The 25909-nt window shown below is 63.9% G+C and carries 25 protein-coding genes and 1 tRNA gene; 12 read left to right on the top strand and 14 right to left on the bottom strand.

Features of this window, described 5'->3' with window-relative positions; genetic code table 11:
- Positions 1 to 87 precede the first annotated feature (87 nt).
- Both RUH75_RS06725 and RUH75_RS06730 read right to left on the bottom strand, forming a co-directional pair.
- Positions 88 to 4275, bottom strand: a complete 4188-nt coding sequence (locus RUH75_RS06725; protein ID WP_313803437.1) for a translocation/assembly module TamB domain-containing protein — start codon at positions 4273 to 4275, stop codon at positions 88 to 90.
- A complete protein-coding gene (locus RUH75_RS06730) occupies positions 4275 to 6371 on the bottom strand; it encodes an autotransporter assembly complex protein TamA (protein ID WP_313803439.1) in 2097 nt (698 codons plus the stop codon). The genes RUH75_RS06725 and RUH75_RS06730 overlap by 1 nt, the downstream gene beginning before the upstream one ends.
- A gap of 138 nt (positions 6372 to 6509) precedes the next feature.
- Between RUH75_RS06730 and recJ the strand changes: the two genes are divergently transcribed.
- Both recJ and RUH75_RS06740 read left to right on the top strand, forming a co-directional pair.
- Positions 6510 to 8276 carry a single-stranded-DNA-specific exonuclease RecJ gene (recJ, locus tag RUH75_RS06735; RefSeq protein ID WP_313803441.1) on the top strand — a complete coding sequence of 589 codons (1767 nt, stop codon included), beginning with the start codon at positions 6510 to 6512 and terminating at the stop codon, positions 8274 to 8276.
- Positions 8277 to 8396: 120 nt separating this feature from the next.
- Positions 8397 to 8472 (top strand) — tRNA-Glu (locus tag RUH75_RS06740).
- Positions 8473 to 8675: 203 nt separating this feature from the next.
- On the opposite strand, the gene RUH75_RS06745 is transcribed toward RUH75_RS06740, so the two are convergent.
- Both RUH75_RS06745 and RUH75_RS06750 read right to left on the bottom strand, forming a co-directional pair.
- The gene (locus RUH75_RS06745) at positions 8676 to 10202 is read right to left on the bottom strand and encodes a hypothetical protein (RefSeq protein WP_313803443.1); all 1527 of its coding nucleotides are present in this window, start codon (positions 10200 to 10202) and stop codon (positions 8676 to 8678) included.
- Between the two features lie 39 nt (positions 10203 to 10241).
- A complete protein-coding gene (locus RUH75_RS06750) occupies positions 10242 to 11279 on the bottom strand; it encodes an NAD-dependent epimerase/dehydratase family protein (protein ID WP_313803445.1) in 1038 nt (345 codons plus the stop codon).
- Positions 11280 to 11518: 239 nt separating this feature from the next.
- Between RUH75_RS06750 and RUH75_RS06755 the strand changes: the two genes are divergently transcribed.
- Positions 11519 to 12190, top strand: a complete 672-nt coding sequence (locus RUH75_RS06755; protein WP_313803613.1) for a peptidylprolyl isomerase — start codon at positions 11519 to 11521, stop codon at positions 12188 to 12190.
- Between the two features lie 66 nt (positions 12191 to 12256).
- On the top strand, positions 12257 to 12997 hold the full coding sequence (locus RUH75_RS06760; RefSeq protein ID WP_313803447.1) for a DUF72 domain-containing protein: 741 nt from the start codon (positions 12257 to 12259) through the stop codon (positions 12995 to 12997).
- 302 nt (positions 12998 to 13299) lie between these two features.
- Here the strand turns inward: RUH75_RS06760 and RUH75_RS06765 are convergent, their stop codons facing one another.
- Entirely contained in the window at positions 13300 to 13485 is a 186-nt protein-coding gene (locus tag RUH75_RS06765; RefSeq protein ID WP_313803449.1) for a PspC domain-containing protein, read from the bottom strand.
- Between the two features lie 305 nt (positions 13486 to 13790).
- Between RUH75_RS06765 and RUH75_RS06770 the strand changes: the two genes are divergently transcribed.
- Together RUH75_RS06770 and RUH75_RS06775 are read left to right on the top strand one after the other, a co-directional pair.
- Complete coding sequence (locus tag RUH75_RS06770; RefSeq protein WP_313803451.1) at positions 13791 to 14186, top strand: gamma-glutamylcyclotransferase family protein; 396 nt, start codon at positions 13791 to 13793, stop codon at positions 14184 to 14186.
- Positions 14187 to 14263: 77 nt separating this feature from the next.
- Positions 14264 to 15205 carry a dienelactone hydrolase family protein gene (locus RUH75_RS06775; RefSeq protein ID WP_313803453.1) on the top strand — a complete coding sequence of 314 codons (942 nt, stop codon included), beginning with the start codon at positions 14264 to 14266 and terminating at the stop codon, positions 15203 to 15205.
- Here the strand turns inward: RUH75_RS06775 and RUH75_RS06780 are convergent, their stop codons facing one another.
- Positions 15206 to 15736 (bottom strand): peroxiredoxin, encoded by a 531-nt coding sequence (locus RUH75_RS06780; protein WP_409592331.1) that lies wholly within the window; start codon positions 15734 to 15736, stop codon positions 15206 to 15208.
- A gap of 168 nt (positions 15737 to 15904) precedes the next feature.
- Here RUH75_RS06780 and RUH75_RS06785 point away from each other — a divergent pair, with 168 nt between their 5' ends.
- The 4 genes from RUH75_RS06785 (at position 15905) to RUH75_RS06800 (ending at position 18897) form a co-directional block, all read left to right on the top strand.
- Complete coding sequence (locus RUH75_RS06785; RefSeq protein ID WP_313803457.1) at positions 15905 to 16390, top strand: hypothetical protein; 486 nt, start codon at positions 15905 to 15907, stop codon at positions 16388 to 16390.
- A gap of 40 nt (positions 16391 to 16430) precedes the next feature.
- The gene (gene recF, locus RUH75_RS06790; protein WP_313803459.1) at positions 16431 to 17501 is read left to right on the top strand and encodes a DNA replication/repair protein RecF; all 1071 of its coding nucleotides are present in this window, start codon (positions 16431 to 16433) and stop codon (positions 17499 to 17501) included.
- A 107-nt stretch (positions 17502 to 17608) separates the two neighbouring features.
- Positions 17609 to 18139, top strand: a complete 531-nt coding sequence (locus tag RUH75_RS06795) for a CHAP domain-containing protein (protein ID WP_313803461.1) — start codon at positions 17609 to 17611, stop codon at positions 18137 to 18139.
- 86 nt (positions 18140 to 18225) lie between these two features.
- On the top strand, positions 18226 to 18897 hold the full coding sequence (locus RUH75_RS06800; protein ID WP_313803463.1) for a CHAP domain-containing protein: 672 nt from the start codon (positions 18226 to 18228) through the stop codon (positions 18895 to 18897).
- Positions 18898 to 18917: 20 nt separating this feature from the next.
- Here RUH75_RS06800 and RUH75_RS06805 read toward each other — a convergent pair whose 3' ends face one another.
- The 7 genes from RUH75_RS06805 to RUH75_RS06835 form a co-directional block, all read right to left on the bottom strand.
- A complete protein-coding gene (locus RUH75_RS06805; RefSeq protein WP_313803465.1) occupies positions 18918 to 19193 on the bottom strand; it encodes a DUF3297 family protein in 276 nt (91 codons plus the stop codon).
- Positions 19194 to 19226: 33 nt separating this feature from the next.
- Entirely contained in the window at positions 19227 to 20084 is an 858-nt protein-coding gene (locus tag RUH75_RS06810) for a serine protease (RefSeq protein ID WP_313803467.1), read from the bottom strand.
- A gap of 3 nt (positions 20085 to 20087) precedes the next feature.
- Positions 20088 to 20510 carry a DUF350 domain-containing protein gene (locus RUH75_RS06815; RefSeq protein WP_313803469.1) on the bottom strand — a complete coding sequence of 141 codons (423 nt, stop codon included), beginning with the start codon at positions 20508 to 20510 and terminating at the stop codon, positions 20088 to 20090.
- A 75-nt stretch (positions 20511 to 20585) separates the two neighbouring features.
- Positions 20586 to 20918 carry a hypothetical protein gene (locus tag RUH75_RS06820; RefSeq protein ID WP_313803471.1) on the bottom strand — a complete coding sequence of 111 codons (333 nt, stop codon included), beginning with the start codon at positions 20916 to 20918 and terminating at the stop codon, positions 20586 to 20588.
- Positions 20919 to 21027: 109 nt separating this feature from the next.
- Positions 21028 to 22269, bottom strand: a complete 1242-nt coding sequence (locus RUH75_RS06825; protein ID WP_313803473.1) for a cyclopropane-fatty-acyl-phospholipid synthase family protein — start codon at positions 22267 to 22269, stop codon at positions 21028 to 21030.
- A 32-nt stretch (positions 22270 to 22301) separates the two neighbouring features.
- The gene (locus RUH75_RS06830; RefSeq protein WP_313803475.1) at positions 22302 to 23054 is read right to left on the bottom strand and encodes a molybdopterin-binding protein; all 753 of its coding nucleotides are present in this window, start codon (positions 23052 to 23054) and stop codon (positions 22302 to 22304) included.
- On the bottom strand, positions 23051 to 23752 hold the full coding sequence (locus RUH75_RS06835; protein ID WP_313803477.1) for a cytochrome b/b6 domain-containing protein: 702 nt from the start codon (positions 23750 to 23752) through the stop codon (positions 23051 to 23053). Before RUH75_RS06835 ends, RUH75_RS06830 begins: the two co-directional genes overlap by 4 nt.
- 292 nt (positions 23753 to 24044) lie before the next feature.
- Here RUH75_RS06835 and RUH75_RS06840 point away from each other — a divergent pair, with 292 nt between their 5' ends.
- Together RUH75_RS06840 and RUH75_RS06845 are read left to right on the top strand one after the other, a co-directional pair.
- Positions 24045 to 24554, top strand: coding sequence for a porin family protein (locus RUH75_RS06840; protein ID WP_313803479.1), 510 nt, complete (start codon positions 24045 to 24047; stop codon positions 24552 to 24554).
- A gap of 301 nt (positions 24555 to 24855) precedes the next feature.
- Positions 24856 to 25362 carry an outer membrane protein gene (locus tag RUH75_RS06845; RefSeq protein WP_313803481.1) on the top strand — a complete coding sequence of 169 codons (507 nt, stop codon included), beginning with the start codon at positions 24856 to 24858 and terminating at the stop codon, positions 25360 to 25362.
- A gap of 59 nt (positions 25363 to 25421) precedes the next feature.
- On the opposite strand, the gene RUH75_RS06850 is transcribed toward RUH75_RS06845, so the two are convergent.
- Entirely contained in the window at positions 25422 to 25847 is a 426-nt protein-coding gene (locus RUH75_RS06850) for a hypothetical protein (RefSeq protein ID WP_313803482.1), read from the bottom strand.
- Between the last annotated feature and the right edge of the window lie 62 nt (positions 25848 to 25909).

Genomic DNA, 25909 nt, shown 5'->3' on the forward strand with positions numbered 1-25909 from the left:
TGCCTGCGCAGGAACACGGTGCGCTTCAAGGAATGCTCAGCTAAGCCGACCGTCCGCCTTCCACCCATAACCGCCTTTGCTCCGCGCTCAATAATCCTTCGAATAGCGCAGATTGGCTGACGATCCCGCATTGGTGCCGGTCTTCGACAGCAGGCTGAGCGTCCTGGACAGGGAGATTTCCAGCTGGGTGGCGGTAAAGCCCTTGGGGTCGGTGATCACCTCCACATAGATATTGTTGGAGATATGCTGCCCGACCGCCAATGAGGTGCCGCGCCCGGTCGCTTCATCGCCGCTGACGATGCCGATGCGGTCGACGCCGGAGGCATTTTGCAGCTTGCCCATCGGATTGAGCCCGCCACCACCGCCGCGCAGCCCATTGAGCGCGGCGGCCAGCTGGATCGCCTGCGTCGCGGACAGGTTCGCCACATTGTCCCCGAACAGGATGCGCGCCAATATCTCGTCCTGCGGCAGTGTCGGGGTGGACACGAAGGCGATGTCGGGCCGCTGCGCCGTGCCGCCGACCGCTATGCCCGCCGTCACCTCGCTGATCTTCGTTTCGGCGCGGATCGCCAGCGTCGGGTTCAGCATCGGCCCGTTGAAGCTGATGACGCCCTGCTCCAGATCGAACTGATGGCCCGAAAAGCTGTAGCGGCCCCGGATCACCTCGATCTTGCCGATCACGCGCGGATCGGTGGCGGTGCCGGTGACGCGCATGTTCGTCTTCCATTCGGAATCGAGGCCCATGCCGGTCACATAGACCTCATTATCAGCGCGGATGCGGACGTCGAGTTTCCATGCCGTGGGTCTGGCCGCTGCCTGACGCGCGGCGAGGCGCTGGTCGAGCAGGTCGGTGCCTTCCCCCTTGCGTCGCACGCCGGTGAGCTGGCGGATATCGGTGCCGCCCTGCCAGGCGACGCGATAGCGGGTTTCGGGGAGCCACAGGTCACCCTTGATCAGGCCGCCATTGGCGGGGCTGTTGCTGATGTGGAGCGTGCCGCTGACGACGCTGGTGATGGCTTCGCTACGGGCCAGCCGGGCGCGGTCCAGTTTCACGGCGATGTCCATGGGATAGCCGCTTTCCGCTGCCAGCCCGATGGTGCCACTCGCCTGCACCGTGCCGTCGCCCGCGCGGCCGGAAAAGTCGCGCAGATCGAGCCGGTCATGGGTGAAGCGCCCATCGAGCCGCATCTGGGTGACGCGGGTGCCGAAAGTCTCATTCTCATAAGTCAGTGCATTGGCGCGGACGAGGCCGTTCAGGCGCGGCGCGGTCAGCCGCCCGTTGAAATCGGCGGCTACGGCGATCGGGCCGGTCAATTGCTGCCCCTTCAACCCGGCAAAGGAGAAGAGCACATCCGCCGGCCCGGCATAGCGGATGCCGCCGCCCAGGGGCGCGGATTGCAGTCGCTCGCTCCAACTCGCCCCCGGTCCCGGCGGCGCCAGCGTCGCGATGAAGCGGCCCAGCGTCGCATTGCCGCGCCGGATCAGGCCGCGCATGTCACCGCCCGCGCCGGACAGCTTGCCCTCGATCGCCATCGACACCGGGTCGGACACGGCGGTCAGGCTGGAGCGGCGGAAGTCGCTGATCGCAAGCCGCGTGGTCGCGGTCGGGAAGGCGTGGCCATTTTGCGCGAAGTCCAGCGTGCCGGTGGCCTTGCCGCTGACGCCCAGCCCCGGCGTTGCCATGTTGAGAATGGCAAGGTCGAAATCCTTGAACCGCGCCTGCACCGCCGTCTGCTGGCTGAAGCGGCCCGCCAGGTCGACCCGGCCCTGCGGCAGCACCAAGGTCGCGGGTTCGAGGCGATAGCCCGATTTCTCGATGCGGATGATGGCGGGCTGGGCGAAGCGGAAGGGGATGTTGCTCGCCTTGCCCTCCAGCGCGACGGCATAGAGGGTGGGGCGCAGCGCGGCGTTCATCGCGATGGAGAAGGGCGCGCCGGTCGATCCGTCCGCGACCAGCTGCGCCCGGCCGTGTCCGCCCTGATAGTCGATCCGCCCGCGCACCTTGCGGACGATATAATCGCCATAGGCCGCGTTCGCCATTTGCAGGTCGGCGGTGATCTGTGGCTGGTCGGTCATCACCATGTTCGCGGTGAGCAGCGCCCGGCCGATCACCACATCGGCCTCGCCCGGCAGTTTCGCGTTGCTGGCGGTGGCATTGAGTTGCGCGCCCTGCGCCCTGCCTACCGCCGCCAGCCTGACCCCGCCATTGATACCGGAGCCGTTCATCGCCAGTTGCCCGGTAAAGGGACCGGCGGCGCTCTGTTGCACGCGGCCGTTCATGTCGACCCCGGCGAAGCGCGCTTTGCTAATGTCGATGGTCAGCGGGCCTTTCGCGGTGCGGATCAGCAGATTGGCGAAGAAGGGGCCATAGGGCGACCCGCCCGTGGCTTCGAGCCGATAGCCTGCGGCCTCGCCATGGAGCTTCGCCACCACGTCATGCAGTTGCACGCCGACATTGGGCCGGGCGGCGCGCAGCACGGCCTGCGGGCGCTCCATCGTGCCGCGCACGGTGAGGGCCAGCGGTCCATATCGGCGGGACGTAGCGGCGGCATCGAAGCTGATCGCGCCGTCCGTGTCATAGCTGCCCGATCCCGAATGCACCTGAAAATCGGGCGCCGCGCCCTTCAGGCCGGCGAGGGTGAACCTGCCCTCCGGCGTCATGCCGATGCGCCCGGACATGACCGCATTGCCGCCTAGGAAATCGCGGACCGAGGCATTTTCCCAACGCGCCGTGCGGACGCCGAACTTGCCGTCGAGGCCGAAGCCGCCCCGTGGTCCCGGCACCAGATGCACATCGGTGGTGAGGTTGACGATGCCGACGCCGTCGATCTTGTAATCATTGACCCGGCCCTTCAGCGCGCCGCGATAAATGGCGTTGTCGAGGTCCGCGAGAATGATGGCGGTGGCGTCCACCCGATCGCTGTCGATCTTCAGATTGTCGCTGATCAGCTTGCCCGCCGCATAGGCGAAGTCACCCTTCACCCGCAGATTGTGCAGCAGGCCGCCCGCCGCCGCATTAAGGCCGGTCACGCGGCTGGCGGTGGCACTGACGGGAATGCGGATGCGGTCGGCATCGATCACCGCGCGCCCGCTGGCCTTCAGATTCTCGATGCCGGTGGCGTCGAAGGCGAGCTGCTTCGCCGTGACGTCATAGTCGATGAAGGGCGTCGCCATCGGCCCGTCGAGGATGATGGAGGCGCGGACATCGCGACCCTTCACCTTCTCCATGATCGCGCCGGGGGTGAGCAAAGCCGCGTCGATCCGAAGCGCGCCGAACCTGCTCTTGCCAAGGTCGATCAGGCCGTTCGCCGTGGCGGAAAGCGCAGGGGATTTCAGCGATCCTTTCAGGTTCACCCGCCGCTCATTGAGGCCCGCGAGCAGGTCGACATCCAGTTGCGGCATCGTCAGCCGGTCGACCGTTCCGGCAAAGACCAGTCCCGGCCGCACCGGACCTTTGGCAGTGAAATTGCCGTCGCGGGCGGCGAGCGCGATGTTCGCCAGCTCGCCCCTGGCCGAGGTCGCGATCACGCGGCCACCCCAGGCCTGCCATGTCCCCTTGCCATCCAGCATCGCGGTGAAGCCATCGGACAGTCCGCTCATCGCCGCGATCACGCCATTTTTGGGCGCGGTCAATATGCCTTTCATGGCAAGGCGGTTCTGCGCGGGGACCGCATCAAGGCTGGCCTGCAACCGGTCGCCGCTGTCCACCACAGCATTGGCGGACAGGATCGCACGGCCGTCCGCGATATGCGTCACGCCATCAATGGCGATCTCCCGCTTTTGCCCGATCACTGGCCTGGCGACGAGGAATCTGGCGATCTTCAGCCGGTCGACGTCGATGTCGAGGTCGGGCAGGATCGGGGCATTGGGGTCGGTCCGGGTGACGTTGAACTGCGGGCTGCGCGCCAGCACCACCAGCGGGCTTTCCAGCAGCCGCACCGAAATATGGTTGTTGATGTAGCGGAAGGGGTTCCACACCACATGCACTTCCGGGCTGACCGCGAAAATCCCCTTGGGGTCGCGCAGCACCAGATTGCGGATGGTCATGTCGTCATAGATCGACCCGTCGATCCGGCCGACCTCGATCGCCATGCCGGACTCCAGCTTGAGCGCGGCGATCTGGCGGATGAGGAATGTCTTGCCCGGCTGGGTGTTGAGGAACAGCAGCAGCCCGGCGGCCAGCACGGCAAGCGCCGCGACCAGCGCGACCACCGCGAGGGTGATCCTTTGCCAGAGGGCGCGCCTTTCGCGGACGATCACGGTTTCTCCGGCCATCAGAATGCCTGCCCGATGCCGATATAGAGGGCGAACTTCGATTCGCCCGGCTGCCGGTTGATCGGCATGGCGATGTCCGCGCGGAAGGGGCCGAAATTGGTGTAGAAACGGCCGCCGACACCGGCACCGTAACGGATGTTGGAAAATTGCGGCATGGAACTTTCATAGACCTGACCCGCATCGACGAAGGCGACCACGCCATAGTCGCCGAAGCGGTAGCGGCCCTCGACCGCGAATTCATTGACGGATCGGCCGCCGATCGGATCGTTGTTCGCGTCCTTCGGCCCCAGTTCCTGATAGCCATAGCCGCGCACGGACCCGCCGCCGCCGGCATAGATGCGGCGTGACGGCGCCACATCGTCGCGCGCCACGCCGCTGATCGTGCCGACACGCGCTCGCCCGGCGATGACCAGCGCGCCGGACAGCGGATAATAGCCCGTCAGGCCGAAGGTCGCGCGGATATAGGGCGAGAAACTGCCGTGCAGAGATCCTTCCGGCTCCGCGCGCAGGTTGGCGCGGAAACCCTGGGTCGGATTGAGCAGATCGTTGGAGCGGTCATAGCCCAGCTGCACCGGCAGGCCGCCGATGAAATAGGTCCGCCGCGCCTTGTCCGCCGTCGCCGGATCGACCACCACCTGTTCGTTGGTCAGCAGCACTTCCGCGCCATAACTGTAGGTCCAGCGCTTCTGGAAGATCGGCGTCGACTGCCGCGACCAGCCGACATTGAGGCCCGCCGTATAGGCCTCATAGGCGTCGTAATTCTGGTGGTTGAGGCTGATCCCGGTCTGGAATGTCCTGTCGCGCCTGCCCGCATTGGATCGGCGGAAGGTGCCCGAAACGCCCTGCTCCTGCGTCCCCGCGATGATGCTGGCGATCACCGCGCCTTCGGGCGGAAAGAGGTTGCGATGGGTCCACGTCCCCTCGGCGCGGAAGCCCTGACCCGTGCCATAGCCCAGCTCGCCGGCCAGCGTGCGCGGCTTGCCCGCCTCCTGCGCGACATTCAGGTCGACATATTCGGTGCCGTCCGGGTCGGGCTGACTGGTGTGGACCGGATCGACCGCGATGCTGGAAAACAGCCCCGTCGCCACCAGCGCCCGGCGCAGATCATCGACCTTGCGGCTGTCATACAGCTCGCCCGGCCTGAAGCGGCTGATGACCTTCATATGGTCTGCGCCAAAGGCCTGCTTCCCCCCCGTGGTCGTGATCCCCCGGAACGATCCGCGCGGTCCCGTTTCGACCGGCAGCGTATAGTCGCCCGTCGCCGTCGCGGGATCGAGCAATATGTCACGCTGTCCGACCCTGGCGAAGGCATAGCCATTTTCCGGCAGCCTGACGCCGACATTGGCCTCTGCCCCCTCGACCGCCGCGGCGATGATATAGTCGCCCGTCCTGAGCGGCAGGCTGTCGCGGATCAGGCCCGGCGGCACCGTCGGCCCGGCATGGATGACGATATCCCCGATCCTGTAGCGCTTGCCCGGCGTGACCGAGACGACCGCCTTCAGCGTCCCGTCGCCAGCCTGATCCAGCGAGGCGAGGGCGGTGGCGTCATAATAACCCTCCGAATGAAGCAGCCGCACGGCCAGCGCTTCATCCTCATGGGCGCGGGCCTGAAGCATCGCGGCGGTGTCGGCCTTGCCCTTGCCGCCGACCAGCGAAGAGGAGCCGCGAAATTCATCCTCCAGCCCGATCTTGCCGAAGCCTTCGATCGCCACCGAATAACGGACCGCTTCGGTCTTCTCGTCGGGATTGGTATCGGTCGCGACCTGTAGCGGTACTTGCACGCTATCGAGCGGCGGCAGCGGCTGCGCCAGTTCATGGTTCTCCTGAGGCTCGACCGCAGGCGGCAGTTCCTGCGCCGCACTCGGCTGCGGCATCTGCTGGTCGATCCATTCATCGATCGACGGCAACGGGGCGCTGCTGTTTGGCGGCGCCTCGCCCGCCTTGGGGAGCCGCGCCTCGAACTCGCTGTCCGGCAGGATCGGTTCCTCCTGCTGGGCGGGAGGCGGGGGCGTTTGCGCCATCAGAGGGAAGGGAGAAGCCGCCATCATCATCAGACCCAAGGCTCGCCGAACCCGCTTCGCCTGCCTTGAACCCATGGAAACCGCTTTGCCCCTTTTGTCCCGCGCCCATTGCCGGCGAGAACAGCCAATACGCGCAGGCGGTTGCTTCGGTTCCGCCCGCGTCATGACGGCAGGCGCTTCCCTCCGAATCGCAACCGGTCTAGACGCAAGGACATGACCTTTGCGCTCAACATCACCCGTTCGATCCTTGGCCAGCCCTGGCGGTGGCGCGGCGGCAATGCGGATGGACGCGATCCGGGCTATCGGCCCGATGATCTGGTGACGCAACTGTTGCTGGCGCGCGGCTGCCCGCGTGACGCGGTGGAGGCGCATCGCAATCCGACCATCCGCCATTTCATGCCCGACCCCAGCCTGTTCCGCGACATGGACGCCGCCGCCGAACGGCTGGCCGATGCGGTCGTTGCCCAAGAGGATGTACGCATCTTCGGCGATTATGACGTGGATGGCGCAACCAGCGCGGCGCTGCTGATCCGGCTGCTGCGCGACCTGGGCCTCGTGGCGCGGCCCTATATTCCCGACCGGCTGATGGAGGGCTATGGCCCGTCGGGCGAAGCGCTGGTGCGGCTGGCGGGCGAAGGCGCGAGCTTGATCGTCACCGTCGACTGCGGCGCGCAGGCTTTCGAAGCGCTGGCGCAAGCGAAGGCGGCAGGCGTCGACGTGGTGGTGGTCGACCATCATAAATGCGCCGCCGCCTTGCCCGAAGCGCTGGCGCTGGTGAACCCCAACCGCCTCGATGAAGCGGAGGAAGCCGCTGCCCATGGTCATCTGGCGGCGGTGGGCGTGGCGTTCCTGCTTGGCGCGGCGCTGATCCGCGTGCTGCGCAAACGCAACTGGTTCGCTCAGCGATCCGAACCGCCATTGATGGAGCTGCTCGATATCGTCGCGCTTGGGACGGTGGCGGATGTGGCGCAGCTGAAGGGCCTTAACCGCGCCTTCGTGGCGCAGGGCCTCAAGATCATGGCGAAGCGCCGCAATATCGGCCTTTCCGCGCTGATCGACGCCAGCCGCCTGACGCGGGCGCCGCTTTGCCACGATCTGGGCTTTGCGCTTGGGCCGCGCATCAATGCAGGCGGGCGCGTGGGCAAGGCGGATCTGGGTGTGCGGCTGCTCACCACCCAGGACCCGGCGGAGGCGGCGAAGATTGCCGCTGAACTCGACCAGCTCAATGAAGAACGCCGCGCGATCGAGGCGACGGTGCAGGCCGAGGCGGAGGAACTGCTCACCGCGCAGGGCAACCGGGCGGTGGCTTTGATATCCGGCGTGGGCTGGCATCCGGGCGTGATCGGCATCGTGGCCGGGCGCATCAAGGAAAAGGCGGGCCGCCCCGCCATTGTCGTCGCCATTGACGAGGAAGGCACCGGCAAGGGATCGGGCCGCTCGATTTCCGGCGTCGATCTGGGCGCGGCGGTGCTGGCGGCGAAGGATAGCGGCCTGCTGGTCGCGGGCGGCGGCCACGCCATGGCGGCGGGCCTGACGGTCGCGGCGGACAGGGTGGATGCGCTGGCCGACTTTCTGGACGAGCGGCTTTCCAGCGCCGTCGCCAGGGCGCGCGACGACCGCGCCTTGCTGATCGATGCGGTGCTGGCCCCGGCGGGGGTCAATCCGGATTTCGTCGCCGCCATCGATGCGGGCGGACCCTATGGCGCGGGTTGGCCGGCGCCCCTGATCGCTTCCGGCCCGATGCGGGTCATCAAGGCGGACGTGGTCGGCAATGGCCATTTGCGCGCGATCATGGCGGGCGACGATGGCCGCTCGATCAAAACCATCGCCTTCCGCCAGGCTGAATCCGAACTCGGCCAGGCGATTCTCGGCGCCCCCCGTGACCGGCGGCTGTGGATCGCGGGGCGGGCGAAGATCGACGATTGGGGCCCGCGCCCCGCCGCCGAACTGCATCTGGAGGATGCCGCCTGGGCCGATTGAGGAGCCGATCGGCAAATTTTTGCTCCGCGTCATTTTCATGACGAAAAGGGGGTTGACCGTTTCCGAGCCACCGCCTAATGCCCGCCTCGCTTCGCAGCGCCGCCACGCGGAACTGCCTGTGGCCCCTTCGTCTAGCGGTCTAGGACGCGGCCCTTTCACGGCTGAAACACGGGTTCGATTCCCGTAGGGGTCACCAATAATTCAAGGGGTTGGAACTCCTTGAATTGAACGCATGACATGTTTGATCGGGTATATAACGGCGCTGTTCAGCGGTTTCCCGCGCATGGCTGTGGAACAGCTGGCCCTGCCGATCGCCTGCCTCGCTGCGTTGACGGGAAAATGATTGATGCTCGCTCCCCTCATCGGTTGTACGAAGGTGGAGCATCCCTTTTGGTGAATTCAGACCCCCGGACTTAATCCGGGGGCGCGTGAACCGATGCAACCGCCGTCCGAGCCCTTTGTCAGCATCAATATGCTATCATCCTGTACCAAGCGCCCTCGCCACATCATGGCGCCCGGCAATGCCGCGCTGATGCCGTAGCCTGCCTTGCAGGCATAGGTCATCAACTGATCTCTTCGGCCATTCTGCAGGGAGGTCGATGCCACGATCAGGTCGGGATGACTGCGCAATATGGCAACCCATTCCCGGCTCGCGCCGAACGGCTTCCACGGCTCGGACTTCTTCCAGTTCAGATAGGCAGGTTTTCCTGCGCCATCATGATAGTTGGCGAAAGGATTGGCGTTCAACCAGGGCTGGACCGCAAATGTCTTGAAACCATAAGTCGCAATGCGCCCATCGGGATGAGCGGAGCGATAGCCTGCAATGATCGTGGCGGCTTGCTGACCTGGCGAAAAGACATGCCCGACGTCCCACAGACCTGTCTGGAGAGTTTGTTCCCCCTGCCAGGCACAGACGATGGCAATCGTTGCCAACTGCCAACGGCGTGCCGGGACGGAAACCATGGTTGGCCAACTGATCCACAGCAGGAATATCCAGAAAAGGAACAGGAAGCCGCCATGCCAGGCACTGGCATAGGTCAATATGGAAAAGCTGACGAGAACAGTCAGTATTGCCAGCGAAAAAATGCCATGACCAGCAGCGCGGACAAGACCGACGGACGGCATCAGGAGCAGTATCGATGCCTCAAGCCCCAGGACAAGTTCGAACAGGTCCGACCGGCCTGTTCCGAAAGGCAGGTTTCCGTCGACGAATGCGTTACGGACGAACTCCATGCCGATGTAAACCGGCTGGTCGCGTATGGCAGGCAGAAATCCATTGTCCGCAGGTTGCCAGGCCGTGACCAGTGCAAGGAGCCCAAGCGTGCCGGCGATGAACAACGCCGCCCCGCCCTTCGCGCCGGGCAGCCGTGAACCATTGGTCAAGCGCCATAGAAGTTCCAGGCCAAGAAGCCCCGCGGCCAGAAATCCGTGCGCATTGAGATTGGCCATCAGGCCGATCACGACGGCATAGCGAACCGGTCGGTCGGTTCGATCAGCGAACCATAAGGCAGCGAGCGGGACCAGCAGCAGGTCGACCGAATAGCTGCGCGCGACGATCGCATATTGATAGGCGAAGAAATAGGAGGAGGCGATCAATATCCGGACCCATGGAGGGAAAGGCGCGCGCCAGAACAGCAGCGCGACGCCTGAGAGCGCGAAGATCGCCGGAACGAGGTACAATGCTTCGTAGGGAAGGCCGCAGCGAATGAGGGTCCAGAGGATCAGATGCCAGAGGCCGGGACTTCCTTCATAGCGGACGCGTTCTGCAAGCAATTGCCAGAGAGTGCTGTCGCGCGCGAGCAACCATGCCTGCGCTTCATCGAACCAAGGCTCATGATGATGGCCGACATAGAGAATCCAGACGGCGTAAAGGGTCAGCAACGGCCATTGCCATCCAATGACCGCCATTTTCGTGCGTGCGGTCACGGAGCGACCATCCAGGGCGAGCGCCATCGCGGGCGAAGCTCAGGACACCCATTTCAGGATGCGTATGACACCCATCGCTGAAGCCTGGCGATGCGCGGATACGCCGTTGCGCCCTGCGATTTCCCTGCGGTTTCTCTGATAATAATCATAGGCCCGCAGCAGCATCTCGCGGTTCGTCAGCGTGGGTTGCCAGCCCAGCTCCGCCTTGATCCTGCTCGTATCGAAGACGAAGGACGATGCGATCATTCGATAATGATAGGGGCCAAGCGGCGAAATGCCCAGATGATGGGCAAGCTTCATGGCGGCGATGGCCGGCAGTTTGGGGAGCGTCCCCAGTCGGGAGCGGCTGCCGCTGGCATCGATGACGTGTTGAAAGGTTTCGCGCATCGTCGATACGGCATCGGACCCGATGCCGAAGATATGCGAACGATCCTGCCCCAAGGCCCGCATGATTGCATCGATCAGGTCCGCCGCGTAGATGAACTGATAGCGGTTGTCGCCCTTGCCCACCGTCCAGACCCTTTTCCCGTCCGCAATGAATTCGAACAGGATGGCGAGCAGGCCCAACCGCCCCTCGTCGATGATGGTCGGAGATCGTATCGTGGTTGTGGCGAAGCTGTTTTGCCGAGCATGGAGAATGCGTTCCGCTTCCCATTTGCTATGGCCATAAAGTTCGCAGGGGGCAGGTTCGTCTTCTTCCGTTACGGGGCGATGGAATCCCTGACCCCAAAGACAATTGCTCGATAGATTGACCAGCTTGCGAACGCCCGCTGCCGCCGTCGCTTCGGCCAGCTCCCGCGTTCCGTCGACATTGGACGACCAGAGTTCCTTGTCCGATATGGAACCGTGCGCCAGCAGCGCTGCGCAATGGACCACGGCATCGGGCCTGCAATCATCAAACAATATGTCCAGGTCGGCCCGGTTCCGAATATCGCCGACTACAGAGCGAAGATGCGGATGAACGATCGTGTTGGGCAGAAGATCGATGCTGCCGACCTTATGGCCGTCATCCAGCAATTGCCTGATCAAAAGGGTCCCGAAGAAGCCCGATCCCCCCGTAACCAAAATAGTCGCCATCCCCACCTCCACCGTCAAGGCAACTGACTAGGAAACGATGGTTAATAATTCCCTGATAATGAACCAGATGCACAGGGAAGCGCTATTTTGCCGAAGCTCTTCATGCAATGTTTGGGTTGGGGGAGGGATGCGTCCCATACTCCCCTTTCCCTGGGTGCCTGTCGCGTGGTTGCACCATGCGCGCAGGCGCTCTAGCCTTGGCGACACATCCTTATCTTCGAGAGCGTACTTTCTTGCCGATGCGTCCTGCTGCCCTGTGTTGCCTTGCCCTGTTGCTTGCCCTTTTACCCGGTTCCGCCTTTGCGCAGCCCGCCAACCGGCCGACGCCCGGCTATACCCGCGTCGCGATCGAAACCTCGGTCGGCACGATCATCGTTGCGACCGACAATCGCCGGGCACCGCTGACCGCCGCCAATTTCCTGACCTATGTGGATGATGGCCGCTTCGACGGCGTAACCTTCTACCGCGCGGCGCGGCGGAAGAGCGATCCGAAGCTCGGGCTGATCCAGGGCGGCATCGATACCGATGCGCGCCGCTCCCTGCCGCCGATCAGGCATGAGCCGACGACGCGGACAGGGCTCAGGCATCTCGACGCGACGCTCTCCATGGCGCGGCCCAACCGCGCCAATTCGGCCATGGGCAATTTCTTCATCACCATCGGGCCGACGCCGAACATGGATGCGCGAGGCGATTATATCGGCTATGCCGCCTTCGGCCATGTGGTCGGGGGCATGGATGTGGTGAAGAAAATCCTCGCCGTGCCGACCTGTTGCGGATCGGGGCCGATGCGGGGGCAGATGATCATCCGGCCCATCGCCATCATTCGCGCGAAACGGCTGGACGGCACGCCGCATGCGACGCGTGGGGTCAAGCCGTGGCTGCTCGGCCTCAACCGGAAACCGGCGCGCTGATCGGGTTTTGGCTCTGGCCCTGACCGTCATTCCCCATCAGGATGCCCCGCAAGAGGAGAGCGCAGCATGAGCGGAAAGATCAGGGTCGGGATCGGCGGTTGGGTTTTCGAACCATGGCGCGGCACCTTCTACCCCGAAGGGCTGCGGCAGAAGGACGAACTGGCCTATGTCGGCGCGCATCTGACCGCGACCGAGATCAACGCGACCTATTACAGCACGCAAAAGCCGGCGACCTTTGCCGGCTGGGCCAAAATGGTGCCGGATGGCTTCCAGTTCGCGGTCAAGGCTTCGCGTTTCTGCACCAACCGCCGTGTCCTCGCGGAAGCTGGTGATTCGATCGCGAAATTCGTCAATCAGGGACTGACGGAACTCGGTGACCGGCTTGGTCCCATCCTCTGGCAGTTCATGCCCACCAAGACATTCGATGCGGAGGACTTTGGCGCCTTTCTCAAGCTGCTGCCCGCCCAAGTTGACGGCATATCCCTGCGCCACGCGCTGGAGGTGCGGCATGACAGCTTCGATGACCCCCTGTTCTTCGACCTGGCGCGGGATGCCGGGGTAGCGGTCGTCCATGCCGATCACCCCGAATATCCCGCGCTTCGTGGCCATGATGTCGGCTTTTCCTACGCCCGGCTGATGCGCACGCGGGCAGAGGAACCGACCGGCTATTCGCCCGACCAGATCGCCCATTGGGCCGCCATGGCCCGCGGTCATGGCGCGCAGGGCGATGCCTATGTCTTCTTCATCAGCGGCGCCAAGGTCCGCGCGCCCGCCGCCGCGCAAGCGCTGATCGTGGCTTTGCGGTAACAGCGACTGTTGCATTTGCTGCAACTGCGAAGTCGTCCTTTGCGATTGTTACTGTTTCATGTCGGGCGCATAGACCCTCTCGCCGACAAGGCAGACATAAAAGAACAACTTGCAGGACGAACGATATGCGACACACGGTTCAGGGCGTTGCCCTCATGGTTGCGGTTGGCGCGCAGATGCTGACCTTCTATTCGGTGCTGTTTGCCTGAGCGCGACATGCTCCCGACCATAGCGTCATTGACGGACATCAAAAAAGCCGCCCCGGATATATCCAAGGGCGGCTTTTTTATTTTCGTTGACCTTTAACCTTCTGCCAGCCAGCCGGCCAGCAGATAGGCAACGACCCCGACCGGCCCCAGCGCGCACAATGTCAGCAGCACAAGCGCGATGCGGATCAGCGTGACATCCAGTCCGGAGCGATTGGAAAGCCCGGCGCACACGCCCATGATCTTGCCATTGCGACGGTCGAGGGTGAAGCTGTTGTTCATGAATCTGGCCTTGTTGGAATGGGATATCAGGCGATCGGCGTGATCGGGACGGCGGCCCCGATGAAGAGGCTGGCGATCAGCAGCGCGCCGGCAAGGGCGAAGGCGGCGTTTTGAAGCTTGGTGATGAACATGGCGTTACTCCCTGAAAGTGGCGGGGCCGGACCATCCGGCCGTGATGCCGTGAAGATTGCAGGAGCCGTGCCAATTTCATTCTGCGCGCGTTTTCGGGCGTTTTTGCGGGGTGGGGTGCAATTTCATCCGCAAAAATTCCCTTAAGTTGGTCAAATTTGCTGCAAGTGGGGAATATGCCCGTCAAGGATTCGCTTCTTTTCGTCTACGGCACGCTCCGCCCCGGTTTCGACGGGGCGATGGCGGGTTGGATCAGGAGCGTGGCGCGCCACCTTGGCGGGGCGACCGCGCAGGGCAGGCTTTATCAAGTCGACGGCTATCCTGCCTTCGTGCCGGGCGGATCGGAAAGGGTGGTGGGCGACCTGTTCGCGCTGCCCGATGCTATCGCGATCCTCGCCATTCTGGACGAGCATGAGGAATGTGCCGAACATTTCCCCGATCCGCACGAATATCGCCGCGAACGGCTGACGGTGCGGGGCGAAAATGGCCCGGTCGAGGCATGGGCCTATATTTATAATCGGGACGTCGGCGCGCTGGCGCGGATCGAGAACGGTGATTTCCTCGCCCGATGATTGGCTTCGCCGAACTGGCGTTTCCATCTGGCTCGAAATCATTCTAGCTTCGCTCCATGACTTGAGGAGAGACGCGCATGACCGACACGCAGGATCAGCCCGAACGCCTGCCCCCCGAACGCCTGCCCCCCGAACGCCTGCCCCCCGAACGTCTGCCTGACGACCGCAACTGGATCGACTCGACCGGCCTTGACCGGCGCAAGCTGCTGGTCGGCGGTGCCTTCGCCGCCGGTTTCGCCGCCGCCTGCCGCCCTGTTTCCAGCAGCGCCGTCCAGACATCGGGCGAAGGACTGAAGGAGGAGGCGGTGGCGATCAGGGCAAGCGACGGCTTCGTCATGCCTGCATTCGTCGCTCGCCCTGCCCATGCCAGAAGCGCGCCGGTCATCGTCGTCGTGCATGAGATTTTCGGCGTGCATGAGTGGATACGCGACATATGCCGTCGCTTCGCCAAGGCGGGCTATTATGCCATCGCGCCGGACCTGTTCGCGCGCCATGGCGATGCAACCAAAGTGGCGGATTTCAAGCAATTGATCGCCACTATCGTTTCCAAGGCGTCCGATGCGCAGGTGCTGAAGGATATCGACGCGACCTATGGCTGGGCGGGCAGCCATGGCGGCGATGGCAGGCGGCGCGGCATTACCGGCTTCTGCTGGGGTGGGCGGGTCGTGTGGCTCTATGCCGCCCATAGCGCGGAGCTGGACGCGGGCGTCGCCTTTTATGGCCGCCTGATCAGCGACAGGACCGAATTGCAGCCGCTGAACGTCATCGAACAGGTGAGCGCGCTCAAGGCACCGGTGCTTGGCCAATATGGCGCGCTCGACAAGGGCATCCCGGTCGCCGACGTCGAGAAGATGCAGGCTGCGTTGAAGATCGCGGGGAAATCACCGCCCGACGCGATCACCGTCTATCCCGGCGCCGATCATGGCTTCATGGCCGACTATCGCCCGAGCTATGATGAAGCCGCGGCCAAGGCCGCCTGGCAGGCGACGCTCGGCTGGTTCGGCAAATATGTGAAGTAGTTACTTCTGCTTCATCGCCTCGACGGCGGCCAGCGTGCTCTTCACATGGCCGGCATAGTTCATCTCGCTATGGACGAAGGCGATGCGGCCGCTGGGCGCGATGACATAGGATGTGCGGTCGGTCATGCCCGGCCGCATTTTCAGCGCCACGTCATAGCCCGACACGATCGCCGGCCCGGCTGAGGCGACGGCGAACTTGCCCGCGCATTCCTTGGTGGAGAAGGCGATCAGATCGTCCACCGGATCGGCCGACATGCCGATCACCGTCGCGCCGGCCTTCCTGAAATCCTCGATATGCTCGGCGAATTCGCGCGCCTCGGCGGAGCAGCCCGGCGTGAAAGCCTTGGGGAAGAAATAGAGCACCACCGGCCCGCGCTTCAGCTGGTGCGACAGCGTCAAGGTGAAGGTCTTGCCCGCCAGCGCGCCGCGCGTGGTGAAATCGGGGGCTTTCGCGCCCACGGCCAGCGCCGCCATGGCGCCGCTCGCTCCGGTGGCGGCGGCAAGTGCGAGGGCGATCTTCAGACTTTTCATCATCGGCTTCCTCTTCAAACAGGTGGCCCTTTGGATGCCCGCAGGTTGCACTGTATGCAAGTCCGCGGGCAATGGTCTATGGCTTCTTGGAACGGGCGGAGTGCGGCAAGGATGAACGAACATGGCGCCAGGACCGGAACTCATTGGCGGAAAACCGGTTTTTCTTTCATGCGCGCGATGATTCTCCTGCCGCTGCTTGTCCTTGCCGGCTGCGGGGACAGGCAGGACGACCAATCCGGGATCGCCACCAACATCATCGATCAGGGCGTGCCGGAAGCGCGTGAAGGGCCGCAGGGCGAAAACAGCATCCGGGCCGTTGAGCCGGTCCCTGACATTCCGCCGTCTGAAACACCGGTCGGCTCGACCATTCCCGCCAGCATTCAGGGACGGTGGACCGGCCTTGACGAAAGCTGTGCCGACCGCGCAGCAGAGCTGGAGCTGACGATCACCTCCACCAGCCTGGTTTTCCTGGAAAGCGAAGGCAAGGCGACCGGGGTGTCCCACGGCCCCGATGGTCGCATCCGCGTCGATGCGGCCTTCACCGGGGAGGGGCAGAGCTGGAACAGGACGCTGGAACTGCGCCCGTCAGCCAGCGGGCGGGAATTGACGGTGATTGACGATGGCCGGGCGGTGACGCGCAAACGCTGTAGCTGAACCGCTTTCCCATTGCCGCCGGTGCCGCTAGAGCCACCCCATGATCGGCCGTCTTACCTTGAGCGATTTCCGCAACCATGCGGACGCGCTGATCGTGCCCGATCATGCCTTCATCGTACTGACCGGCGAAAATGGCGCGGGAAAGACCAATATCCTGGAAGCCGTGTCGATGCTGGCGCCCGGCCGGGGCCTGCGTGGCGCGGCCTTGCGCGACATGGTGCGGCAGGACGGGGCGGGCGGCTTCGGCATAGCGGCGGAAGTGGACGGGGTCATGCTGGGGACGGGCGTGCTCGCTTCCGCGCCCGACCGGCGGCAGGTGCGGATCGGCGGGGCGTCCTCCTCCGCCAATGCGCTGGCGGATCATCTCTCGATCGTCTGGCTGACGCCCGCCATGGACCGGCTGTTCATGGACAGCCCCGGCGGGCGGCGGCGGTTTCTGGATCGGCTGACGCTGGCGCTCCATCCCGACCATGCCGTGCATAGCGGCAGGTATGAGGCAGCCATGCGGGCGCGCAACCGGTTGCTGAGCGACCTGTCCAGTGCCGACCCCTCCTGGTTGAGCGCGCTCGAAGCGCAAATGGAGGACCATGGCGCGATGCTCGCCGCGGCCCGTGCCGATCTGGTCACGCGGCTAGGCGATGCGCTGGGCGGACAGCCCGACCATCCCTTCGCCCGCCCGCTGCTGACGATCGAAGGGGAGGGGGGCAGCGAGGAACCGCTCGGCCATCGCCTCGCCCGCGAACGCCGCCGCGATGCTGCCGCCGGACGAACCCTGTCCGGTCCGCACCGGCAGGATCTGGCCGTCACCCATGCCGCCAAGGCGCAGCCCGCCGCCCTTTGTTCGACCGGCGAGCAGAAGGCGCTGCTGCTCTCCATCCTGCTTGCCCATGCCGCGCTGGTCACGGCCCATCGCGGCCAGCCGCCGGTGCTGCTGCTCGATGAAGTGGCGGCTCATCTCGACCCGTCGCGACGGGCCGCATTGTTCGAACGGCTGCGCGAAACCGGCAGTCAGGTCTGGATGACGGGAACAGAATACAGTCTTTTCAGTGGTTTAATCCATTCCACGCGGTTCACGGTAACGGCGGGCCACGCCTTTCGTTCCGCAGGTTGACGCGCCGCAACAACGACTCGTCGCTCGTTGCTTTTCAACGCGTCCGGCGTCTGCCCTAAGCATTTTCACGGGGTTAGTTCTTAAAAAGAAGTCGGGGGTCGCATTACATGATCGGTGGTTTTCGCGCTTTTGTCGCAGCGGCAACGCTCGCACTTGGCGCCCTGATCACGACCCCGGCCGCTGCTGGCATTCTCCAGTGCGCGCCCTTCGCCCGCCAAGTCTCCGGCATCGAACTGTACGGCAACGCCAACACCTGGTGGGGTCAGGCCGAGGGTCATTACGATCGCGGTCATGAACCGCGCGTCGGCGCCGTTCTTGCCTTCGCCGCCAGCCGTTCCATGCCGGTTGGCCATGTCGCCATGGTCAGCAAGGTGGTCAGCGATCGCGAAGTGCTGCTGACCCATGCCAACTGGTCCTATCGCGGCGGTATTGAGCGCAATGTCCGCGCCGTTGACGTGTCGCCGAACAATGACTGGACCGACGTGCGCGTCTGGTACGGCCCGATCGGTGATCTGGGCCTGCGTTCCAATCACGCCAGGGGCTTCATCTACGCGCATAAGGCCGGCGACATGCCGGTGCAGATCGCCATGGCCGATCGCGCGACCGCTGGCGGCGATTCTGCCCGCGGTGCTTTCTGACATTTTAACCAGTTCCTAAGGGCTGCCGCCTAGTCTTATCGGCGGTGGGGCGATTCTGACGCTTTTGGGGTCGCATGAAATTGGGAATGAGGCGCTGGGCGGCTCTGTTGCTGCTCGGCCTGACGACGACGCCTGCGCTAAGCGCGACCGTGCTGCAATGCGTGCCCTATGCGCGCATCGTGTCCGGCGTTCAGATCTATGGCGACGCGCTGACCTGGTGGGACCAGGCGGAAAATCACTACAGGCGCGGTCACATGCCCCGCAAAGGCGCCGTGCTGGCCTTTCGCCCGGTCGGCCCAATGGTGCTCGGCCATGTCGCGGTGGTCAGCAGGGTGCTGGACGATCGTCGCGTGCTGATCCGGCACGCCAACTGGTCCGCGCCCGGCGCGATCGAGGAGGATGTGCTGGCGGTCGATGTCTCCGACGCGGGCGACTGGAGCGAAGTGCGCGTCTGGCACAGCCCGACGAACCAGATGGGCGCGCGCAGCAATCCGACCTTCGGCTTCATCTATCCGGACAAGCCGCAATTACACGATTTCCGGCCCGATCCGGCGCTGGGCGGCAGTACCCGCTTTGCGAGCATGGATGGGGTGAAGGACGATCCGGAGGAGGATGCCGCGCCCCGGCGCAAGGCCGCCGGCAACCAGCCGCGTCTGGCCATGGACCTGCGCGCGATACGCTTTACCGATGCCACACCGTCCACCCGCTCGCTGGGGGACGTCATCGCCGAGGTGAAGCGCGACGCTACGCTACGTTGAAGCGCAACGGGTGCGAAAGCTTACTCGCTCTTCTCGGCAGCTTCCTCGGCACCCTCCGCCGGATTCTCGAACCAGGCTTCCACCGGTCCCGACAGCTTGAGCGTCAGCGGTTGCCCATGACGATCGCGGGTCTTCCCCGCCGCCACGCGAATCCAGCCTTCGGAAATGCAATATTCCTCGACATCATTGCGCACGCGATCCTTGAAACGGATGCCGATGCCGCGCTGAAGCACGTCGATATCGAAATGGGGGCTTTTCGGGTTGGTGGAAAGCCGGTCGGGGGGCGTGTCGCTCATGATGGTCCAAATCCTGTCAATCTGGCGCGCGACCTACCCTTTAGGCCGGCCCGCCGTCAACCGTCCTGGCGTGTCGTCGACATCGCAGAAGATGCGTCGGATGACCCCTTGTGCCAGCCAGGCTTCAAAGCGCGCCTTCGCATCGGCCAGGTCCAGAAACGGATAGGCGACCGGCCGATCGCTGACGGCACGGCTGGCGTCGACCAGCCGCATCATGGCATCGGGCGCGGTGGTCAATATGCGTCCGCGCCGGTCGGTGGCGGCACTGTTGACGCCTACGACATGACCGTCCTCGGCAAAGACGGGGCCGCCGCTGATCCCCGACAGCGTGCCATCGCCCATCGGTATCCGCGCATGTTCGGCCCAGGCGAGCACGGGCTGCGTCTCTTCCCCTATGCCCCGCCGGGCGCGGGCGGCGCCGATCAGTTCCGATATCACCAGCGTCGGATGGCCCGCCGGAAAGCCCATATGATAGCCCACGGAGCCGGGCGGCGGCATGCGGTCGGACAGCGGCAGGGCATGGTCGCTCGCCACCCCTCCGCGCACGAGGGCGGCATCCGCCTCCCGGCTTTCGACCAGCCGCGACACCGGCCGGGCAAAGCCGCCCTGCTCGATGCCGACGCGAGTGCAGCCATGGGTGACATGCTCGGCGGTCAGCCATGCTCCCCCGCGATCCACCGCGAAGGTCGTGCCCATGCTGTCGGCGGGGGCTTCGGCCCGTTCCTCTATCACGAAACTCTCATCGCTCCATTGCGGCATCGGGCGCCGGGGGGAGCGTGGGTCGAACGCCTCGACATGCAGCGGCGTCGGCTTGGTGACCTCGCTGATCCACAGCAGCGCGAGGATGATGCCGAGCAGGCCGGGCAGACAGCCGAGGTGCCGCCCCGCCACGGATCAGCCCGCCACCGCCGCGCCGGTGAGGCAGGCGATCGCGACCTTCATCATGGCCAGGAAAATCGCAGCGGACCGTTCATTGGCCTCGATCCGGGCGGGCAGGGAGCCCAGCAGATAATCGACGACGCGAAAGGCGATGAGTTGCAGGATCAGCGTCACGCTGCCCCAGATCATGATGTCCCAGACATTGACCGACCCGGCGAGGCAAAAGCCCAGCGGGATCGCCAGCCCGATCGCCGCCCCGCCCAGCGAGATCGCCGCCGCATCATTGCCCGCCCGGATCAGCGCGAATTCGTCATGCGGGGTGATCCACATGTACAGCGCCAGCGCCGCCATCCAGGCCAGCGTCGCGCAGGACAGATGCAGCAGGAAGATGGGCAGGCCCGATAGCAGGCTCTGAATGACGGGCATCGGATCGGTCATGCAATGAAAATGCCGCAAATCGGGCGCTGATTCAATAAATCCTCCCCATCTTTCGATGGGGAGGATCTTTTCGGCTTAGTTACAGATCCGCACCTTCACGCGCCGGTCGCGATAGTGATTATAGCGCCACTCCGTCCAGCAACGCTGGCGGTGATGCCCACGCCAGTAACGCCGGTCCCCGCGCCAGTTTCGGCGGTCATGATCCCGCCAGTCGCCATCCCGCCAGTCACCATCCCGCCAGTCGCGCCGGTCATCCCAGCGCCGGTCGTCATAGCGATCGCCGCGATAGCCGTCGCGATAGCCATAATCATAGCCGCCATAATATTGCGCCTGTGCAGGGGCCGCGCTCACGCCCATGGCGGTGATCGCCAACCCCAGGGCCGTCGCGCCCTTCCACAAGATGTTCATGTCCGTCTCTCCTCAACATGCACCCCGTCACCCGAGGTCATGGAGGAAAGATGCACCCGCCTGACTGAACCGTCCGGGAACGACCCTGTCAGCCGATATTCATGGTTAATCAGCGGCCTCGCAAAGCGCTTTCCGCTTCCAGCATATAGTCGCGCGTAATCGGCAGAGAACGGCGATCGCGCGCATATTGGACCTGATAATTCACCATCCCGCCATGTTCGAACACGGTCGCCGCGCCCGCCAGATAGAAGGTCCAGAGCCGAAAGAACCGCTCGTCATACAGTGCGACGATATCCGCCCTGTTCGCCAGCGTCCGCCTGTACCATTCGCGGATGGTGAGCCCGTAATGGAGGCGCAGCACCTCCACGTCCGTCACCATCAGCCGCGTGCCCTCGCTGCCCTGGATCATCTCCGACAAAGCGGGAATATAGCCGCCGGGGAAGATATATTTCCGGGTGAAGGCGTCGGTGATGCCCGGCCCGTCGATCCGGCCGATGGTGTGGATCAGCATCACGCCATCGTTCGTCAGCAACTCGCGGCACTTGTTGTAGAAGGTGCGGTAATCCGTGGTCCCGACATGTTCGAACATGCCGACCGACACGATCCGGTCGAACGGCCCCGCTATGTCGCGATAGTCGATCAGTTCGAAGCGCACATGGTCGGCCACGCCCGCTTCCTCCGCCCGCTGCCGTGCGACCTTCAACTGCTCCTCCGACAGGGTGATGCCGGTCACGTCCACCCCACAGGTGCGGTGCAGATACAGCGCCATGCCGCCCCAGCCGCAGCCGATGTCCAGCACCTTCATGCCCGGTTTCAGATGCAGCTTGGCGGCGATATGCGCCTTCTTGTCTTCCTGCGCCTGCTCCAGGCTGATGCCCGTTTCATTGTCGGCATCGGGGAAATAGGCGCAGCTATATTGCCGGTCCCGATCGAGAAACAGCGCATAAAGCGCCCCCGACAGATCATAATGATGCGCCACATTGGCCTTGGACCGTGCCCGGTGATTGGCCGCCCAGAGCGTCCGCCTGATCGCCTTGAACCCGCGCTTCAGCGAACCCAGATCGCTGATCGACCGGCCCGTTTCCCACGCATTGTTCATGCGGATCAGCGAGATCAGCTCCATGATCCCGCCGCCCTCGATCGTGACCCGCCCATCGATAAAGGCCTCGGCCATGCCGAGCCGCGGGTCCTTGACGATGTCGAACGGCACCCGCGCATCGTGGAATTTCAACGCCAGCGATGGAAAGCCCGGCTCGGGTGTCCCGACCGTGATCTTCCTGCCGTCATGATAGAAGATGCCAAGCTGACCGCGCGTGACCAGCCGCTTGATGACCCGATCGAAAATTCTCATGGCGCGCAACCTGTCAGGTCAGTCCGCCCGCGTCAAATGCCCGCATACCAGTCATAACCGGCATGGTCCTCCCAATAGCCGCCCTTGCCGCCCTGAACCCCGTCCAGACTTGTAACCGCTTCAATCCGCATCAGATATTTCGCCTGCTTGTAGCCCAGCTGCCGCTCCACCCGCAGCCGCAGCGGCGCCCCATTGGCCACCCTGAGCGGCTCGTCGTTGAGCGCGAAAGCCAATATGGTCTGCGGGTGAAAGGCGTCCACCAGGTCGATGCTCTCATAATAGCCGCGTCCGCCGCCCATATCGTCGGCGCAATGGAAGACGATATAGCGCGCCCGATCCCGCAGCCGCGCCGCGTCGAGGACCCGTTTCAACGGCACGCCGCGCCATTTGCCGATCGCGCTCCACCCCTCCACGCAGTCATGCCGCGTGATCTGCTCGCGATGGGGCAGGGCGCGGAGTTGCGCCAGCGACAGGGACAGCGGCCGATCGACCAGCCCGCCGACCTCCAGCCGCCATCCGGCGAAATCATTGCGCCACAAGGCCCTGTATTCCGGCGTATCGGGATTGGCGGTGCCATTGGGCCGGAAGAAGGGCGAAATCTGGTCGGGCCGGAACTCCTGCGCCAGCGCGTCGCGGGCCATCAGGCTGCGCTGCGCCCATTGGTGGAAATTTTCGGCGGAAAACAGGGCCTTCCGCACCGCCTCATTGCTGGCCAGCCGGTCGCACCCCGCCAGCGTCGCCGCCGCCCCCAGCACCAGCGTCCGGCGATCGAGGATCAGGCTCATGACTTCTTCCGCCCGGTGACGATCGACCGGATTTCGTTCACCGGCCCGGCCAGCAGCACCATCAGCATATGCACCAGGAAAAAGGCGACCAGCGCGAAGGCCGTGATGAAATGGATCGACCGTGCCGACTGCCGCCCGCCGAACAGGTCGACCAGCCACGGCCAGGCGGCGTTCATCCCCGGCGACATGGTGAGCCCCGTCAGGATCGCCAGCGGCAGCAGGATGAAGATCACGCCGATATAGCTTGCCTTCTGAAGCACATTATAGCGCAACGCGGCCTCTCCGGTCGGAAAGCGCAGCCGCGCATGATCCCGGATATCCTGCCAGACATGGCGCGGCGCCAGCTCGCCCCGCCGAAAGGCAAGGTCGCGCCGGATATGGTGCCCGAACAGGCCCCACATCATATAGCCCAGCAGCGCAAAGGCGAAGACCGGCGCGGCAGTCAGATGCCAATGGCGCGCCATGGCCAGATTATAATGCGCAGGCAAGGTGAACCAGCTGCCGAACCGCTCCAGCTTCAGCCAGGGATGGTCGAAATTCGCGCCATATTGCCCCCAATAGAGCCTGGGATGCGCATTGAAGATGCCGAGGCCACTGGTGAACAGCACATAGAGCAGCACCGCGTTCAGCCAATGCCACAGCCGCACCGGCAGGCTGTGGCGCAGCACCGATCCGGGCTTTGGCAGGGCGCTATCCATCTGCACCTGTTACCCTTTTGCACCATAATCGTCAAAAAAAGACGGCTCCGTTACGCACATGAACCCGATTTCATGTTTCCGTTCATGTACCAGCCAGCTTGCGGGTCCATAAGCGCGCTTGTCCGGCACGAAGTAAAGTGCCTGACATAGCTAAGTTCGTATGGATCGATGCTCTGATGTTGCAAGAGGGATGAGATAAAATTTTTATCAGATAAGTCTCTTTTAAAAACCGATTGAGAACATAGATAAATCTCACCCGGATCAGGGTATCGAATAATATATGAGGAATATCATGAAGACTGCGATTTTCGCGGCGATTGCTGCTGCCTCCTTCACTGTCCCTGCTTTTGCTCAGGATGCTGCGCCTTTTACTGGGCCACGCGCCGGGATTACGGCGGGCTTTGACAAGTTCCAGGGCGACAAGGGCTTCAGCTATGGCGTGACCACCGGCTACGACCTGGCCGTGACCCCGCGCGTCACCGTCGGCCCGGAAGTCTCCTTCGGCGATTCCACCACCGACACTACCGGCGTTCATGCCAGCCGTGATCTCGCCGCGTCGCTGCGCGCCGGTTATGTCGTGACCCCGCAGGTCCTGGCTTTCGGCAAGGTCGGCTATGCCAACAGCCGCTTTGAATATAGCGCCGGCGGCCATGACACGCTGGAAGGCGTGCGCTACGGCGGCGGTCTGGAATATGCGGTCAGCCCGCGCACCTATATCTCGGCCGAATATCAGCGCACCGAATATGAAAATAATGTCGGCGGCCGCGATGCCGGCGTTGTCGGCGTCGGTTTTCGCTTCTAAAGCGAGGGCCGCGTTACGGAAGAAAGGGCGGTCCCCATGTGGATCGCCCTTTCTCATTGGAACTGTTGCGAAAAAGCTGCACCCATCAATTAAGTTCATATCCATATTGCAACAATGGCAATCAGGTTACATATGCGCGCCGTCAGCGATGCATATCGCTGCGTGCAGGACGGGAGGATAACCGAATAAAATCGGCATTCCGAAAGGTGATGATAAAATAAAACCGTAACGCCACCCGTAAGACGAAAGAAAACACCTGCCCTATTCTTGGGTCGGATGTTGCTCATGATATGAGGATTTTATGAAGACTGTGATTTTCGCAGCCCTTGCTGCTGCCGCCGTTTCCGCTCCCGCTTTCGCTCAGGATGCTGCGCCCTTCACCGGTCCGCGCGCGGGCGTGACGCTGGGCTACGACAAGATCGGCGGCGAAGACGGTTTCGCTTATGGCGTGTCGACCGGCTACGATCTGGCCGTCGCTCCCCGCATCACCTTCGGCCCGGAAGTGTCGTTCAACGATTCGACCGTTGAAGAAGGCGGCGTTGACGTCAGCCGTGATCTGGCCGCTTCGGTTCGTCTCGGCTATGTCGTGACCCCGCGCGTCCTGGCGTTCGGCAAGGTCGGCTATGCCGACACCCGCTTCGAATTCGCCGGCACCAACGTCAATTATGAAGGCGTGCGTTTCGGCGGTGGCCTGGAATTCGCCGTGACCGGCAACACCTACATCTCGGCCGAATATCAGCGCACCGAATATGAAGACGATCTGGGCGGCCGCGACGCCGGCGTCGTGGGCATCGGCTTCCGTTTCTGATCCCTCTCGGACGGAATCAAGGAAAGGGCGGTCCTTCGGGGCCGCCCTTTTTCTTTGCCTCAGGTCCAGGGGAGGGGCTTCAGATCCGGCTCCACCCAGGCGCGGCGCGCGTCCGCCGACATCAGCCGCTCCCGCGACCAATGGACAAACAGCCAATCCTTGTCGGCCATGGGCGACCGCATCAACGCCGCAAAAGCCTCCGCCGGTGAAATCCCGCCCGGCAACCCCGCCAACACTGCCCGCGCCGCCTTTAGCGAAGCCACGGTGATCGTCTCATGATAGCCCGCGCTGTCGCTGTTCACGCCGCCGACGCTCTCATTATAGGCGCGGATCATCTCGGGCATGTCGCGTTCCGGCGCCACATCCGGCCGCCGCAGCATCAGCCACAATGCCGTCGAAAAATGCGCCCGATGCGTCCACTCCTGCTTGGACAGCGTCCGTGCGCAAAAGCCCAGCGCGATCCGCTCAATCTCCTGATCCGTCATCCGACCCGCTCCAAAAGAAAAACCCCGCCATCGCTGACGGGGCTTTCACCAACGCGAAACTC

Source organism: Sphingobium sp. (assembly GCF_032153725.1).
GTDB lineage: Bacteria > Pseudomonadota > Alphaproteobacteria > Sphingomonadales > Sphingomonadaceae > Sphingobium.